General features: G+C 63.2%; 14 protein-coding genes. 10 read left to right on the forward strand and 4 right to left on the reverse strand.

Going from position 1 to position 14,746, the window contains the following annotated elements; translation table 11 throughout:
• Positions 1-188: 188 nt before the first annotated feature.
• From IVB22_RS02335 to IVB22_RS02345, 3 genes are read right to left on the reverse strand one after another with little or no spacing between them, the layout of a single operon-like run.
• Positions 189-374 (reverse strand): hypothetical protein, encoded by a 186-nt coding sequence (locus IVB22_RS02335; RefSeq protein WP_247515698.1) that lies wholly within the window; start codon positions 372-374, stop codon positions 189-191.
• Positions 371-2,062, reverse strand: coding sequence for an FAD-dependent monooxygenase (locus tag IVB22_RS02340; RefSeq protein WP_247515699.1), 1,692 nt, complete (start codon positions 2,060-2,062; stop codon positions 371-373). Before IVB22_RS02340 ends, IVB22_RS02335 begins: the two co-directional genes overlap by 4 nt.
• Positions 2,063-2,074: 12 nt before the next feature.
• Positions 2,075-2,845 carry an enoyl-CoA hydratase gene (locus IVB22_RS02345; protein WP_247515700.1) on the reverse strand — a complete coding sequence of 257 codons (771 nt, stop codon included), beginning with the start codon at positions 2,843-2,845 and terminating at the stop codon, positions 2,075-2,077.
• A 135-nt stretch (positions 2,846-2,980) separates the two neighbouring features.
• On the opposite strand from IVB22_RS02345, the gene IVB22_RS02350 reads away from it, so the two are divergent.
• The gene (locus IVB22_RS02350; RefSeq protein ID WP_247515701.1) at positions 2,981-3,517 is read left to right on the forward strand and encodes a PaaI family thioesterase; all 537 of its coding nucleotides are present in this window, start codon (positions 2,981-2,983) and stop codon (positions 3,515-3,517) included.
• A 62-nt stretch (positions 3,518-3,579) separates the two neighbouring features.
• Positions 3,580-4,197: a TetR/AcrR family transcriptional regulator gene (locus IVB22_RS02355; protein WP_247515702.1), complete on the forward strand. Its 618-nt coding sequence runs from the start codon at positions 3,580-3,582 to the stop codon at positions 4,195-4,197.
• Positions 4,198-4,301: 104 nt separating this feature from the next.
• Here the strand turns inward: IVB22_RS02355 and IVB22_RS02360 are convergent, their stop codons facing one another.
• Complete coding sequence (locus IVB22_RS02360) at positions 4,302-5,216, reverse strand: LysR family transcriptional regulator (protein ID WP_247515703.1); 915 nt, start codon at positions 5,214-5,216, stop codon at positions 4,302-4,304.
• A 99-nt stretch (positions 5,217-5,315) separates the two neighbouring features.
• On the opposite strand from IVB22_RS02360, the gene IVB22_RS02365 reads away from it, so the two are divergent.
• The 8 genes from IVB22_RS02365 to IVB22_RS02400 all read left to right on the forward strand — a co-directional run bounded on the left by IVB22_RS02365 (position 5,316) and on the right by IVB22_RS02400 (position 14,707).
• The gene (locus IVB22_RS02365; RefSeq protein ID WP_247515704.1) at positions 5,316-6,812 is read left to right on the forward strand and encodes a CoA-acylating methylmalonate-semialdehyde dehydrogenase; all 1,497 of its coding nucleotides are present in this window, start codon (positions 5,316-5,318) and stop codon (positions 6,810-6,812) included.
• A gap of 24 nt (positions 6,813-6,836) precedes the next feature.
• Positions 6,837-7,982: an isobutyryl-CoA dehydrogenase gene (locus IVB22_RS02370; protein WP_247515705.1), complete on the forward strand. Its 1,146-nt coding sequence runs from the start codon at positions 6,837-6,839 to the stop codon at positions 7,980-7,982.
• A complete protein-coding gene (locus tag IVB22_RS02375) occupies positions 7,979-9,052 on the forward strand; it encodes an enoyl-CoA hydratase/isomerase family protein (protein ID WP_247515706.1) in 1,074 nt (357 codons plus the stop codon). Before IVB22_RS02370 ends, IVB22_RS02375 begins: the two co-directional genes overlap by 4 nt.
• A gap of 34 nt (positions 9,053-9,086) precedes the next feature.
• Positions 9,087-9,974, forward strand: a complete 888-nt coding sequence (gene mmsB / locus IVB22_RS02380) for a 3-hydroxyisobutyrate dehydrogenase (protein ID WP_247515707.1) — start codon at positions 9,087-9,089, stop codon at positions 9,972-9,974.
• Between the two features lie 10 nt (positions 9,975-9,984).
• Positions 9,985-11,715, forward strand: coding sequence for an AMP-binding protein (locus IVB22_RS02385; RefSeq protein ID WP_247515708.1), 1,731 nt, complete (start codon positions 9,985-9,987; stop codon positions 11,713-11,715).
• A 3-nt stretch (positions 11,716-11,718) separates the two neighbouring features.
• Positions 11,719-12,198: a MaoC family dehydratase gene (locus IVB22_RS02390; protein WP_247515709.1), complete on the forward strand. Its 480-nt coding sequence runs from the start codon at positions 11,719-11,721 to the stop codon at positions 12,196-12,198.
• Between the two features lie 233 nt (positions 12,199-12,431).
• Positions 12,432-13,349, forward strand: a complete 918-nt coding sequence (locus IVB22_RS02395; protein ID WP_247515710.1) for an SDR family NAD(P)-dependent oxidoreductase — start codon at positions 12,432-12,434, stop codon at positions 13,347-13,349.
• A 128-nt stretch (positions 13,350-13,477) separates the two neighbouring features.
• The gene (locus IVB22_RS02400) at positions 13,478-14,707 is read left to right on the forward strand and encodes a TIGR03862 family flavoprotein (protein WP_247515711.1); all 1,230 of its coding nucleotides are present in this window, start codon (positions 13,478-13,480) and stop codon (positions 14,705-14,707) included.
• The last annotated feature ends 39 nt before the right edge of the window (positions 14,708-14,746 follow it).

A 14,746-nucleotide genomic window follows, 5' to 3' on the forward strand; every position in this document is an offset into this window, starting at 1 on the left:
CTTCCCTCATTTCAGGACACGAAACTACTGCCGGTTGATCCGCGTGCGGGGCCAACTTCGATATTGAATTATACTTATAATATTATGCGTTGCGGAAAATCGCAACGGATCATCCCATGAAAAATCTGCCCCATTCGCATGAGAGAAATTGATCGATCCGCGAGGGCAAGCCGTCGCGCGAGGCATCGCTATTCCAGGCCCTCGAGCGCTGTCTGAATAGCCTTCCTGAAGGCCACGATGTCGCCGAGTTCATGGCCGAGTACCAACGCCAGCCGCGTCAAGAACAGGGCTTCACGCTCCGCTCCGGCTGAATCGATCGCCATCGCCAGCGTCTCATAGGCAGACTCGAACTCTTCGAAGGGCATCACGCTCATGGCGTCTCGCCTCCCAGGCAAATTTCGGCGGTTTTCAGGATCTCGGAGGGGATGGCAGCTTTCCATCGCCCGGCAATGTGAAGGTCGGGTCGCAGCAGATAGATCGTGCCGGGCTCGGCGGCGAATATCCGGGCGATTTCGCCGTCCTGGTCCGCAATGGTCTTTGCGCCGGATATGGAATTCTCTGAGCCAATCACAATTGCAACAAACCGCTTGTCGACCTGGCCGAGATGTTCGAGCAATGCCGCCTGTTCGGCGGTGGGCTGCGCCCCGCAGAACAGTATCGCCGTCACGCCGGTGCCGGCCTGATCGAGCAGGTGAATTGCATCGATGAGCTTTGCGTTCGGCGCGACGCTGCCGCACACCGGCCCGCCGGCAAATCCGGCATCGCGTCCGGCATAGGGTGTCAGCACGCTGTCTGAATAGGTGTAGGGCTGCATCTGGCGCGGATTGGCGAGGCCTCGCGGAAAGTCGTGCTTCAAGCTGAGCGACAGCGCGGCCTCGCGCGCCAGTCGCCAGCCGCGCGTCGGCGGCGTCATGAAGCGCGTGCTCTTGGTGGCATTGGCGAACACGTCGAGCGTGGCGCCGCGCCGTTCCGGCGAATAGCTGTCGAGCAGCCGGTCGTCCGCCTCGCCGTGGAGGACGAGCGCCAGCTTCCAGCCGATGTTTTCGGCATCCGCCAGGCCGTTGTTCAGTCCGCGCACGCCGAAAATCGGTACGATGTGCGCGGCATCGCCGATGAAGAACACGCGGTCGTGCCGGTAATCGTCGAGGCAGAGGGTGTTGGCGGAGTAAACGCTCCACCATTCCAGTTCCCACGGTTTGGTGTGGCCGATATCGGCGAGGATCGCGCTGACGCGTGCGCGGATGTTTTCCTCCTTGAGGGCTTCTTCCTCGCTCTCGCCTTCGCGAAGCTGATAGTCGACGCGCCAGATATCGTCCGGTTGCTTGTGGATCAGCACAGTGCCGCCGGGGTTGCCGCTTGGCTCAAAGAACGCCCGCCGCTCGGTCGGGAAGTCATGATCCATGCGGATGTCCGCGATCACATAGCGGCCTTCGTAATTGTCACCTTTTAAGCGGAGTCCGAGCATCGACCGGATCGGCGAGCGCGCGCCGTCGGCCGCCAGCAGATAGAGAGCGTCGAGATAGTAGTTTCCTTCCGGCGACGAAATACGGGCAGAAACCCCGTCCACGTGGCGCTCGATGGCCGAAAGCTCGCTCTGCCAGCGCATGTCGATGAGGTCGCTGGCCGCGACCGCATCGTGCAGGAATTTTTCGATGTACTGCTGCTGCAGATTGTACATCGGCAGGTATTTTTCACCCGGCGGTTGCGGCATCTCCAGCCGGAAAATCTGCTCGCCGCGATAGTAGCTGCGGCCGAACCGCCAGCCGAGCGCCTTTTCGATAAACGGCGCGACTGCGCCGATCCGTTCCAGAATATGCATGCTCGGTCGGGCGATGCAGATCGCGCGGCTGCCGTCATTAAATGTGTCCTTGCGATCGATCAGCACGCTCTTGATGCCGTAGCGCGCCAGCACCAGCGCCGCGGTCATGCCGATCGGGCCGGCACCCGCGATCATTACCGGGTGTCGTGTCGTGGCACCGTCAAGCTCGGGCACGCGCCGCGCAGCAAAGCGGGGATAGTCGAAGTAGAGCGACTCCAGCGCTCCCTTGCCGGCAGGTCTCATGCCTTCCTCCGTCTATTTCTTGCGGTCGAGAAATCCCTGCATCAGCCGCTGCGGCTCGCCGGTCAGGAAGGACTTTCCGAATACGCCGACGCTTAAGTTGACCGACTCCGTCAGCGGCAGTTCCTCCCATTGCCGCATCAATGCCTTCTGCGCGCGCAGCGCTTCGGGACCGCATTCGAGTAGCGCCTTCACCGTATGCTCGACCGCGGCATCGAGCCCGCCTTCCTTCGCGACCATGTCGACCAGACCCCAGGCGAGCGCAGTGGGCGCGTCGATATTCTCCGCCGTCATGACCAGCCAGCGGGCGCGGCCCCAACCGATCAGCCGCGGCAGCAGGGCGGCGTGGATCACCGAGGGGATGCCGACGCGCACTTCCGGCATGCCGAATTTGGCGTCGTGGGCGGCAATCCGGAAATCGCAGGCGGCAGCAACTTCCAGCCCGCCGCCGAGGCACCAGCCTGGAAGTCGCGCGATCACGGGTGCAGGAAAGTTGCGCACGGCCTCGCACAGGTCGCGCAGCCGCGTGATGAACGCTTCCGCGGATTTCTGGTCGAGCCGCGCCATCTCCTTGATGTCGGCGCCGCCGATCATGCTCTTCTCGCTCTGGCCGGCGAGGATCACCGCGCGGATGTCCTTGTCGCCGGCAAGTTTCTCAAACCCTTCGCGAACCCCGTCGGTGACGGCGGAGGAGAGGATGTTGAGGGTGCCTGCGTTGCAGATCGACAGGCGAACGACGCCTCTGCCGTCGCGGTCGATGCCGCAATGGGGAGTGAGCATTTCCATTTGTTTTTCCCGGACTAGTTCTGGCGGTTGACGTCACTTCCAAGACATTGCGCCGGCTTGTCAAGGGCGGGCGAGGGGCGTTGCGCCACGCCGCGCGTTGATATAGAATTACGATCATCATTCAAAGGAGTCGCCATGACGACGACCGAGACCGTCGATCTGTTTTCCTTCGATACGCGGAGGCACCGGGTGGTGGAATGGCAGGCGCCGGGGCCTGTGGCAAAGGCGGCCTTCGGGATGTCCGGGCTGGAGACGATGTGCGCGATCCGCGACGGCATCCTGCCACCGCCGCCGATGGCGCGATTGATCGGTTTTGAGATGCACATCGCCGAGCCCGGCCGGATCGTGATGGAACTGGATCCGGATGAGAGCCTGGAGAACACTATCGGGCTGCTGCATGGCGCGACCGCCGCGGCGCTGCTGGATACCGCCATGGGTTGCGCCATTGCCACCATGCAGCCGGCGGGGCAGACCTCGGTCACGCTGGACCTCAAGCTGACCTATCTGCGGCCGTTGTCGGTGCAATCGGGCACGATCTCGGCGGAAGGCAAAGTGGTAAAACTCGGCCGCCAGACCAGCTATACCGAAGGCTTCGTTCGCGATGGCGCGGGCAATCTTGCAGTGCACGCGACCGCCACATTCACGATGATCGGCGTTGAAAAAGCGAAATAGATGCAGCTTTTCCCACGGGCAACTGCTATTATATGACTGCAGACATTTAATGGGACGCCTCGATGCGTTATTCGAAAGAGCACAAGCAGGAAACCCACGCGCGGATCGTGAAAAAGGCCTCGGTGCGGCTTCGCGAAAAGGGCGCGCATGGCATCGGTGTCGCCGACCTGATGAAGGAGGCGGGCCTGACCCATGGCGGCTTCTACGCGCATTTCGATTCCCGCGAGGCGCTGGTGATCGAGGCCTTTGCCTATGCGATGGACCGCTCGGTCGAGCATTGGCGCGAGATCGCCGCTGAAACGCCGCCGGAGAAACGGCTCTCGACGATCGTCGATTCCTACGTCTCGACGGTGCATCGCGACGATCCCGGCCGCGGCTGTGCGGTCCCCACGCTCGGCGCCGAGATCGCCCGCGAAAGCGCCAAAACCCGCAAGGCCTTTAGCGCCAAGCTGGAACAGTTGATCGAGGTGATGGCCGATCAGATTCCGGATCTGCCGCGAAAGACAGCGCGCAAGCAGGCCATGGGCACGCTGGCGACCATGATGGGTACGCTCGTGATGTCACGTGTGGCCGGCAGCGGTGAACTGTCGGACGAAATTCTCGTCGCCGGCCGTGAGGCGGCGCTTAGCCGGACCGAGGCGAAGCTGGCTGCGAAGAAGGCGCGGGCGAAGGTGAATTGAATTCGTGGAATTCGTAGGGTGGGCAAAGCGTAGCGTGCCCACCATCGCGAGCGGAGTGTTTGATGGTGGGCACGGCGCTACGCGCCTTTGCCCACCCTACAAATTCACCTTCCTCCAAACAGCGCGCGCTCGCGCTCCACCGTCTCGTGGATGTAATCGGCAACCGCTCTGATCCGCGCCAGATCCTTGCTGTCGGCGTGCATCAGCATCCAGAAGCTGCGCGAAATCCTGACCTCGTCCGGCAATACCGGCCGCAATTCGGGATGCGCCGTCGCCATGAAATGCGGCAGCACGGCGATACCAAAACCCGCGATGGTGGCGTTGAGCTGCGCGATCAGGTTGGCGCTGCGGAATTTCGCGGAGATTTTTGGCGAGACCTGCGGCAGGTAGTCTAGTTCCGGCGTGAACAGCAGTTCCTCGATGTAGCCGACGAAGCGGTGCGCGGGCAGGTCGCAACGGCTCGCAATTTTCGGCGCGCGGTCGAGATAGGAGGGCGCGGCATAGAGCCCGAGGTTGTAGTCGAGCAGCTTGCGCCCGACGATGCGGCCTTCCTTCGGCATCGTCAGGCTGATCGCAATATCGGCCTCGCGCTTCGACAGGCTGAACAGCCGCGCGGTGGCAACGAGCTGCAGGTCGAGATCGGGATACCGTTCGGTGAATTTCACCAGCCGCGAGGCCAGAAAATGGCTGCCGAAACCGTCGGGGGCGCCGATCCGCACGGTGCCGGTCAGATGCGCACGCGAGCCGCCGACCGCCTCCTGGTTGGCAACGATGGTGGACTCCATCGCTTCCGCGCTGTCGGCGACGCGCTGGCCGGCCTCAGTCAAGAGGTAGCCGGTCTTGCGGCGATCAAACAGCTTTGCCGAGAGATGCCGTTCCAGGCGGTCGACACGGCGGATCACTGTGGCATGATCGACCGATAGCTGCTTGGCGGCAGCGGAAACCGATCCGCCGCGGACGATCGCCAGCACGAAACGGAAGTCATCCCAATCGATCGTCTTAGTGCCTTGATCCAGCATTTCCGCACATCTAAGGTGCAATATATCGGACTTGTATCCCAAGAAATGCGGGTCAAAAAGAGCTCAAAGCGATCCTGCGGGGATCTCAGGGAGGTATTTATGCGCTCAATCGGACACTTTATCGGCGGCAAAGAGGTCAAGGGCACGTCCGGGCGGACGGCTGATGTTTTCGAGCCGATGACCGGCGACGTCCAGGCCAAGGTGGCGCTGGCCTCCAAGGCCGAGGTTCGGGCCGCCGTCGAGAACGCCAGGGATGCCCAGGTCGAGTGGGCCAACACCAATCCGCAGCGCCGCGCGCGCGTGATGATGAAATTCCTCGAACTCGCCCAGCGCGATTACGACAAGCTCGCCGACATGCTGGCGCGTGAACACGGCAAGACCGTTCCCGACGCCAAGGGCGACATCCAGCGCGGCCTCGAAGTCGTCGAGTTCGCCTGCGGCATCCCGCATCTGATGAAAGGCGAGTACACCGAAGGCGCGGGCCCCGGCATCGACATCTATTCGATGCGGCAGCCTCTGGGTGTGGTCGCCGGCATCACGCCGTTCAATTTCCCGGCGATGATCCCGATGTGGAAATTCGCGCCTGCGATCGCCTGCGGCAACGCCTTCATCCTGAAGCCTTCGGAGCGCGATCCCGGCGTGCCGATGATGCTGGCCGCATTGATGATCGAGGCGGGGCTGCCGCCGGGCATCCTCAACGTCGTCAACGGCGACAAGGAAGCGGTTGACGCCATTCTCGACGATCCCGATATCCGAGCCGTCGGCTTCGTCGGCTCTTCGCCGATCGCGCAATATATCTATGAGCGCGCGGCCGCTACCGGCAAGCGCGCGCAGTGCTTTGGCGGCGCCAAGAACCACGCCATCGTGATGCCGGACGCCGATATGGACCAGACCGTCGACGCGCTGATCGGCGCGGGCTACGGTTCGGCCGGGGAGCGCTGCATGGCGATCTCCGTCGCCGTGCCCGTCGGCAAGACCACCGCCGACCGGCTGATGGAAAAGCTTGTCCCGCGCGTCGAGAGCCTGAAGATCGGCACCTCGATCGATCCCTCCGCCGATTACGGTCCGCTGGTGACGAAAGAGGCGCTCAACCGCGTCAGGAACTATGTCGACATCGGCATCAAGGAAGGCGCGACGCTCGCGGTCGACGGCCGCAGCTTCAAGATGCAGGGCTATGAGAACGGCTTCTACATGGGCGGCTGCCTGTTCGACAACGTCACCAAGGACATGCGGATCTACAAGGAAGAGATCTTTGGCCCGGTGCTCTCGGTGGTGCGCGCCCACGACTACAAGGAAGCGCTGGCGCTGCCGTCGGACCATGATTATGGCAACGGCGTTGCGATCTTCACCCGCGACGGCGACGCCGCCCGCGACTTCGCCGCCAAGGTGAATGTCGGCATGGTCGGCATCAACGTGCCGATCCCGGTGCCGATCGCGTACTACACCTTCGGCGGCTGGAAGAAGTCCGGCTTTGGCGACCTCAACCAGCACGGCCCGGATTCGATCCGCTTCTACACCAAGACCAAGACGATCACCTCGCGCTGGCCGTCCGGCGTCAAGGAGGGCGCGGAATTCTCGATCCCGACGATGAATTGAGCGCGTCATAGCCGGGGCGCGGAGATGCAGTTCGCTCTCAATGAGGACCAGGCGGCGGTTCGCCACATGGCGCGCGAATTCGCCGCGGAGAAGATCGCGCCCCATGCGTTGCGCTGGGACGAGGAGAAGCATTTTCCGGTCGATGTGATGCGCGAGGCCGCAAGCCTCGGCATCGGGGGCATCTATATCAGGGACGACGTCGGCGGCTCCGCCATGACCCGCTTCGACGCCGCGCTGATCTTCGAGGCGCTCGCAACCGGTTGTCCGACCGTGTCGGCCTTCATCTCGATCCACAACATGGCATCGTGGATGATCGATGCCTACGGCAACGACGCCCAGCGCCAGAAATGGCTGCCAAAGCTCTGCACGATGGAACTCTTGGCGAGCTATTGCCTGACCGAACCGGGCTCCGGCTCGGATGCCGCGGCGCTGCGCACCCGCGCGGTGCGCGACGGCGACCACTATGTGCTCAACGGCCAGAAACAATTCATCTCCGGCGCCGGCGGCGGCGACCTCTATGTCGTGATGGTGCGGACCGGTGCTGACGGCCCCGGTGGCATTTCGACGCTTGTCATTCCGGCCGACACGCCCGGCGTCTCGTTCGGTGCCAATGAGCGCAAGATGGGCTGGAACGCGCAACCGACCCGCGCGGTGATTTTTGAGAATGCCCGCGTGCCGGTCGAAAACAGACTCGGCGACGAGGGCATCGGCTTCAAGATCGCGATGGCCGGGCTCGACGGCGGCCGCATCAACATCGCGGCCTGTTCGCTCGGCGGCGCGCAAAGCGCGCTGGAAAAATCGCTGGCCTACATGAAGGAGCGAAAAGCCTTCGGAAAGCGGCTCGATGAATTCCAGGCGCTGCAGTTCCGCCTCGCCGACATGGCGACCGAACTGGAGGCAGCGCGGACTTTTGTTTGGCGTGCCGCCGCAGCGCTCGACCGCAAGGATGCCGACGCCACCATGCTGTGCGCCATGGCAAAACGTTTTGGTACCGACGTTGGCTTCGAAGTCGCCAACCAGGCGCTGCAATTGCACGGCGGCTACGGCTACCTCAGCGAATACGGCATCGAGAAGATCGTGCGTGACCTTCGCGTGCATCAGATTCTGGAAGGGACCAACGAAATCATGCGGCTGATCGTGTCGCGCAAGCTGATCGAGGGCGCGCGATGACGGATGCGGCTGTGGCAGAGGGCGACCTGATCGCGCGCAAGGAAGGCTCAGCCGGCATCCTCCGCCTGAACCGGCCGAAGGCGATCAATGCCGTGACGCTGGAGATGTTCCACGACATCGACAAGGCGCTCGACGCGTTCGAGTCGGATCCCGATATTGCGGTGATCGTGCTGGAAGGCGCTGGCGAGCGCGGCTTGTGCGCCGGTGGCGACATCCGCGCTCTCTGGGAAAGCTCCAAGGTGAAGGGCGATCTCGGCAAGATCCTGTGGCGCGATGAATACATCCTCAACGCCCGCATCAAGAAATTCCCCAAACCCTACGTCGCCTTCATGGATGGCATCGTGATGGGCGGCGGCGTCGGGCTGTCGGCGCATTCGAGCCATCGTGTCGTCACCGACAAGACGAAACTGGCGATGCCCGAGGTTGGCCTCGGCTTCTTTCCCGATGTCGGCGGCACCTGGCTGCTGTCGCATTCGCCGGGTGAGATCGGCACCTATTTCGGATTGACCGGGCAGACCATGAATGGCCCGGACGCGATCCATGCAAAGTTCGCCGATGCGGTGGTGCCGTCATCAAAGCTGCCGGCCCTGCGCGAGGCGCTAACGAAGGTGAAGCTCGGCGCAACATCGGCGGATATCGGGAAACTGATTGACGGCTTCTCGACCGGAGAGACGGGCGGGCCGGTCGCAGCGCAGCAGGCGAAGATCGATGCATTGTTCTCCCACGATCGCATGGAAGACATCGTTGCGGCGTTGAAGCGCGATGGTTCAGAGTTCGCGCAGGCGACCTTGAAGACGCTGAACGAGAAATCGCCGCGCGGCATGGTGGTAACGCTGAAACTGCTGCGGCTGGCGCGTACGGCCCGTTCGCTGGAGGAATGCCTGGTGCGGGAATATCGCGCAGCGCTGGAAGTCTTCGCCAGCGACGATTTCCGCGAGGGTGTGCGCGCCGCGGTGATCGACAAGGACCGCAATCCACAATGGTCGCCGTCGCGGATCGAGGACGTGACGCCGGAAATGGTCGCGCCCTACTTCGCCGAGATCGGCGCCGACGAACTCAGATTTAGCTGACCAAACCAGAAAAATTCCAAGCGGAGGATTCGAGATGGCAAATATCGCATTCATTGGCCTCGGCAATATGGGCGGCCCGATGGCGGCCAATTTGGTCAAGGCGGGCCACAAGGTCACCGCGTTCGATCTGGTGGCGGCCTCGCGCGATCAGGCCAAAGCCGACGGCGCGGCCATCGCCGAGAATTCGATAGCTTCCGTCAAGGGCGCCGAAATCGTCGTCACCATGCTGCCGGCGGGCAAGCATGTGCTGTCGGTCTGGAATGAAGTGATCCCGGCGATGGCCAAGGGCACGCTGATCATCGATTGCTCGACCATCGACGTCGAAAGCGCCAAGCAGGCACATGCGCTGGCGGCCAAGCATGGCGCGCTCTCCATCGATGCGCCGGTGTCGGGCGGAACCGGCGGCGCCAAGGGCGCAACACTGACGTTCATGTGCGGCGGCGAGGACAAGGCCTTTGCGGCGGCAAAGCCCGTGCTGGAGAACATGGGCAAGAAGCTCGTGCATTGCGGTGGGGCGGGTGCGGGTCAGGCGGCCAAGATCTGCAACAACATGATCCTCGGCATCTCCATGATCGGGGTCGGCGAGGCCTTTGCGCTCGCGGAAAAACTCGGCCTGTCGCATCAGGCGCTGTTCGACGTCGCCTCGACCTCCTCGGGGCAGTGCTGGGCGCTGACGTCCTATTGCCCGGTGCCGGGCCCGGTGCCGGCCTCGCCGGCGAACAACGGCTACAAGCCGGGATTTGCCTCGGCGCTGATGGTGAAGGATCTCACGCTGGCGCAGGATGCTGCCAACACCGCCGGCGCCGTGACGCCGCTGGGCAAGCACGCGCAGGAGATCTACAAGGCGTTCGACGCCGCCGGCCATGGTGGGGTGGATTTTTCCGGGATTATCCAGCACGTTAGGAGTCTCGCCGGGAAATAACGGAGACCTGATGACGACCTTCCAGGAAGCGCGCGCCTTTCTGCTCAAGCACCGCACCGATTACGAGGCGGCCGTAAAAGGATTTCGCTGGCCGGATCCGGTTCCCTTCAATTGGGCGCTGGACTGGTTCGATGCGGAACTTGCTGAGAATGCCGACAGTCGGGACCGCACCGCGCTCTGGATCGTCGATGCCGGCCACAAGGAAACAAAGCTCTCCTTCGCGGCCCTCTCGGCCCGCTCCAATCAGGTGGCAAACTTCCTGCGCGCGCAAGGGCTGAGGCGCGGCGATCATCTCTTGCTGCTGCTCGGCAATGTCGTGCCACTGTGGGAGACCATGCTGGCGGCGATGAAGCTCGGCGTGGTCGTGATCCCCGCGACCACGCTTCTCACGGCGGACGAACTACGCGACCGGCTCGACCGCGGCAGGGCGAGGGTGGTGGTGGCCTCGCAGGATCAGGTCGCGAAGTTTGCGGGGCTTGGGGGCGATAATCTGGTCCGCATCGTGGTCGGCGCGACGTCACAGCACGATGGCTGGCTGCCGTTCGAGCAGGCCGCAAACACGTCGGAAGAGTTCGCGCCAGACGGATCGACCAACGCCGACGATCCGATGCTGCTCTATTTCACCTCGGGCACCACGGCAAAACCGAAGCTGGTGCGGCACAGCCAGCGCAGCTATCCGGTCGGCGCGCTGTCGACGATGTTCTGGCTCGGGCTGCAGCCGGGCGACGTTCATCTGAATATTTCATCGCCGGGCTGGGCCAAGCATGCCTGGAGCTGCTTCTTCGCACCATGGAATGCCGGCGCCACCGTGTTCGTGGTTAATCAGCCGCGCTTCGACGCCAAGGCACTGCTTGCGACCGTCGGCCGCTGCGGCGTCACCACGCTGTGCGCGCCGCCGACGGTGTGGCGGTTGTTCATTCAGGAGAAGCTCGCCGACTTCAAGGTCAGCCTGCGCGAGGTTTGCGGGGCGGGCGAACCGCTCAACCCGGAGGTGATCGATCAGGTGAAGACAGCGTGGGGCCTCACCATCCGCGACGGCTATGGCCAGACCGAAACGACTGCGCTCGCGGGCAACTCGCCGGGCCAGAAGGTCAAGGTCGGCTCAATGGGCCGCCCGCTGCCCGGCTACCGCGTGCAGATCACCGACAATGACGGCTCCATCACGAAGGAGGGCGAAGTGACGCTGGTGCTCGGCGCCGACCGCCCGGCGGGCCTGATGCAGGGCTATCAGGGCGAGGACGGCAAGCTGAGTGGCGCGGATGGCGATCTCTACCGCAGCGGCGACGTGGTATTCGCCGACGAGGAGGGCTATCTCACTTTCGTTGGCCGATCGGACGACGTCTTCAAATCGTCCGACTACCGCATCAGCCCGTTCGAGCTGGAAAGCGTGCTGCTCGAGCATGAATCGGTGGCCGAGGCCGCCGTCGTGCCAAGCCCCGATCCGATCCGGCTGGCGATCCCGAAGGCCTATGTGCTGCTGGTGTCGGGCGTGGAGCGTTCGCCGGAAACTGCGCTGTCGATCTTCAAGCATCTGCACACAAGGCTGGCGCCGTTCAAGCGCATCCGGAAGATCGAACTGGTGACGGAGCTGCCGAAGACGATTTCCGGAAAGATCCGCCGCGTGCAGTTGCGCCGGCTCGAACATGATAATGTCAGAGACGATACGCTGCGCGGTTCTGAGTTCCGCGAAGACGAATTCCCGGAGCTGCAGAAGGTGCGGACCGCCGGGCTGGAGAGCTAATCAATGAATGAAGTCTGGAAGAAGCCGCCGGTCTCGTTTGAGGCCTATCAGGCCATGGTCGGCAAGGAGATCGGGGTGTCGTCATGGCACCTGATCGACCAGAGCCGGATCAACGTCTACGCCGACGTGATCGAGGACCATCAGTTCATCCATGTCAATCCGGAACGCGCCAAAAAGGAAACCGCCTTCGGCAACACCATCGCGCATGGCTTCCTCACGATGTCGTTGATGAGCATCATGTCCTACGAAGTGATGCCGGTCATCGAAGGCACCGCGATGGGCGTCAACTACGGCTTTGACAAGCTGCGTTTCCTCTCGCCGGTGCGCGCCGGCTCGCGCGTCCGCGGCCGCTTTACGCTTGTCGAGGCCAAGCTGCGCAAGCCGAAGGAGCTGCAATCGCGCACCAACGTCACCGTCGAGATCGAGGGCGAGGAAAAGCCTGCGCTGGTGGCCGATTGGATCGGGCTGATCTATTTCAATTAGGCTTTCTCTGTCATTGTCGGGCTTGACCCGGCAATCCATCGCTGCTCAAAAACGGTCAAACGCGGGCTCGGTGTTACCCTCTCCCCTTGTGGGAGAGGGTGGCGCCGAACGCAGTTCGGCGACGGGTGAGGGGTTCTCTCCGCAAGCACGCCAGCCGAAAGAACCCCTCATCCGGCGCTTCGCGCCACCTTCTCCCACAAGGGGAGAAGGAAGAAGAAACTAGGGAATTTCGCATGGCAATCAGGTTTGACGGACGCGTCGCTATCGTCACGGGCGCGGGCAATGGTCTGGGACGGGCGCATGCGCTGGGGCTGGCAAGCCGCGGCGCCAAGGTGGTGGTCAACGATTTCGGCGGCGCTCGCGACGGCACCGGTGGCTCGCTCTCGCCCGCGGAGGCCGTGGTTGAGGAGATCCGCAAAGCCGGCGGCATCGCCATGGCTGACGGCGCCGACGTCTCGAATTTCACTCAGGTCAGGGCAATGGTGGAGCGTGCCACGAAAGAGTGGGGCAGCGTCGACATGCTCTGCGCCAATGCAGGCATCCTGCGTGATAAGTCGTTTGCAAAAATGGAGGTCGCGGACTTCGCAAAGGTGCTCGACGTCCATCTCGTCGGTACGTTTTACTGCTGCAAGGCGGTGTGGGATGGCATGCGCGAGCGCAACTACGGCCGCATTGTGCTGACCACCTCCTCATCGGGCCTGTTCGGCAATTTCGGCCAGGCCAATTACGGCGCGGCCAAAGCCGGGATGGTCGGCCTAATGAACGTGCTGGCCGAGGAAGGCCGCAAGAACAACATCCGCGTCAACACGATCTCGCCGACCGCGGCGACGCGGATGACGGAAGAGCTGCTGCCGCCGCAGGCGCTCGCCCTGATGCGCCCCGAGGCCATCACGCCGGCGGTGGAATTCCTGCTCAGCGAGGATGCGCCGACCCGCACCATCATGGGCGCCGGCGCCGGTTCGTTCGCGGTAATCAAGATCATCGAGACCGAAGGCGTCAATCTCGCTCAGTCCGACTGGACGCCGGATGCGATCGCCGCGCATTTTGCCGAGATTGATGATGTGTCCAAGGCCAAGGCGTTGCAGGGCGCGTTCGAGCAGACGCAGAAGTACGTAGCCCAGGCTGCTGCACGGGCAGGGATCAAGCTGTAGCGCCGGTGTTCGTAGGGTGGGCAAAGGCGCACTTGCGCCGTGCCCACCATTCTTGAGTCGAAAAAAGGTTGGTGGGCACGCTTCGCTTTGCCCACCCTACGAACCGTCGATCCGGCTACACTCCCGCCATGTCATCATCTCCCAAGAACGTCGCTGTCATCGGCGCAGGTCCCGCTGGCCTGATGGCGGCCGAAGTGCTCGCGCAGGGCGACGCCGAAGTCACCATCTATGACGCGATGCCCTCCGTCGGCCGCAAATTCCTGATGGCGGGGCGAGGCGGGCTGAACCTCACGCATAGCGAGCCATTGCCGCAATTCCTTGCGCGCTACCGCGAGGCGATGCCGCATCTGAAAGCCGCCATCGAAGCATTCCCGCCGAGCGCCCTGCGCGAATGGAGCGAGGCGCTGGGGCAGGAGACGTTTGTCGGCTCCAGCGGGAGGGTGTTTCCGAAAGCCTTCAAGGCGTCCCCCTTGCTGCGGGCGTGGCTGCGGCGGCTGGACTCGCAGGGCGTAAAGTTGGCGCTACGTCATCGCTGGACCGGTTGGGACGAGCGGGGCCGTCTGTGCTTTCAAACACCGGACGGATCAGTCGCCGTCGAACCGCGCGCGACCGTGCTGGCCCTTGGCGGCGCAAGCTGGCCGCGGCTGGGCTCCGATGGCGCATGGGCGGAAGCGCTCGCTGCGAGAGGTGTGCAGATATCCCGGCTCAGACCGGCCAATTGCGGCTTTACCGTAAGCTGGTCGGAGATATTCCGAGACAGGTTCCAAGGCCAGCCGCTCAAGGGCATCGGGTTAAACTTTGGCTCGGACAACGTTCGTGGCGAGGCCATCGTAACGCGCTCGGGTATCGAGGGTGGTGCGATCTATGCGCTGTCCGCCGAGTTGCGCGAGGCAATCGACAAGTCGGGGTCGGCAACGCTGCACATCGCGCTGCGGCCCGATCTCAACATCGATGACCTCATCGCGAAAGTGTCAGCGCCAAAGGGAAAGCAAACCCTGTCCAACTTTCTGCGCAAGGCCGCGAATCTTTCTCCGGTCGCGATCGGCTTGCTGCAGGAAGCAGCCAAGGCATCTGGCGTTTCGCTGGCGTCGATGTCGCCGGCCGATCTCGCAAACCTCATCAACGCCGTCCCGATCGAACTCACCGGCATAGCCCCGATCGCGCGCGCGATCTCAACCGCTGGGGGGATTGCATTCAGCGAGATCGATGCCGATTTCATGATCCGACGCTTGCCCGGCGTGTTTGCGGCGGGCGAGATGCTCGATTGGGAAGCGCCGACCGGTGGCTATCTGCTGCAGGGTTCGTTCGCGACGGGTGCAGCAGCGGGGCGGGGTGCGCTGAAGTGGCTAACCGCGTAGGGTGGGCAAAGCGAAGCGTGCCCACCATCAAGAGCGACG

It is taken from the genome of Bradyrhizobium sp. 190, assembly GCF_023073415.1.
Lineage (GTDB): Bacteria > Pseudomonadota > Alphaproteobacteria > Rhizobiales > Xanthobacteraceae > Bradyrhizobium.

Bases quoted from the DNA above. Each gene is read 5' to 3' on its own strand.
- IVB22_RS02335 (WP_247515698.1), bottom strand. From the start codon at position 374: ATGAGCGTGATGCCCTTCGAAGAGTTCGAGTCTGCCTATGAGACGCTG.
- IVB22_RS02340 (WP_247515699.1), bottom strand. From the start codon at position 2,062: ATGAGACCTGCCGGCAAGGGAGCGCTGGAGTCGCTCTACTTCGACTAT.
- IVB22_RS02345 (WP_247515700.1), bottom strand. From the start codon at position 2,845: ATGGAAATGCTCACTCCCCATTGCGGCATCGACCGCGACGGCAGAGGC.
- IVB22_RS02350 (WP_247515701.1), top strand. From the start codon at position 2,981: ATGACGACGACCGAGACCGTCGATCTGTTTTCCTTCGATACGCGGAGG.
- IVB22_RS02355 (WP_247515702.1), top strand. From the start codon at position 3,580: ATGCGTTATTCGAAAGAGCACAAGCAGGAAACCCACGCGCGGATCGTG.
- IVB22_RS02360 (WP_247515703.1), bottom strand. From the start codon at position 5,216: ATGCTGGATCAAGGCACTAAGACGATCGATTGGGATGACTTCCGTTTC.
- IVB22_RS02365 (WP_247515704.1), top strand. From the start codon at position 5,316: ATGCGCTCAATCGGACACTTTATCGGCGGCAAAGAGGTCAAGGGCACG.
- IVB22_RS02370 (WP_247515705.1), top strand. From the start codon at position 6,837: ATGCAGTTCGCTCTCAATGAGGACCAGGCGGCGGTTCGCCACATGGCG.
- IVB22_RS02375 (WP_247515706.1), top strand. From the start codon at position 7,979: ATGACGGATGCGGCTGTGGCAGAGGGCGACCTGATCGCGCGCAAGGAA.
- mmsB (WP_247515707.1), top strand. From the start codon at position 9,087: ATGGCAAATATCGCATTCATTGGCCTCGGCAATATGGGCGGCCCGATG.
- IVB22_RS02385 (WP_247515708.1), top strand. From the start codon at position 9,985: ATGACGACCTTCCAGGAAGCGCGCGCCTTTCTGCTCAAGCACCGCACC.
- IVB22_RS02390 (WP_247515709.1), top strand. From the start codon at position 11,719: ATGAATGAAGTCTGGAAGAAGCCGCCGGTCTCGTTTGAGGCCTATCAG.
- IVB22_RS02395 (WP_247515710.1), top strand. From the start codon at position 12,432: ATGGCAATCAGGTTTGACGGACGCGTCGCTATCGTCACGGGCGCGGGC.
- IVB22_RS02400 (WP_247515711.1), top strand. From the start codon at position 13,478: ATGTCATCATCTCCCAAGAACGTCGCTGTCATCGGCGCAGGTCCCGCT.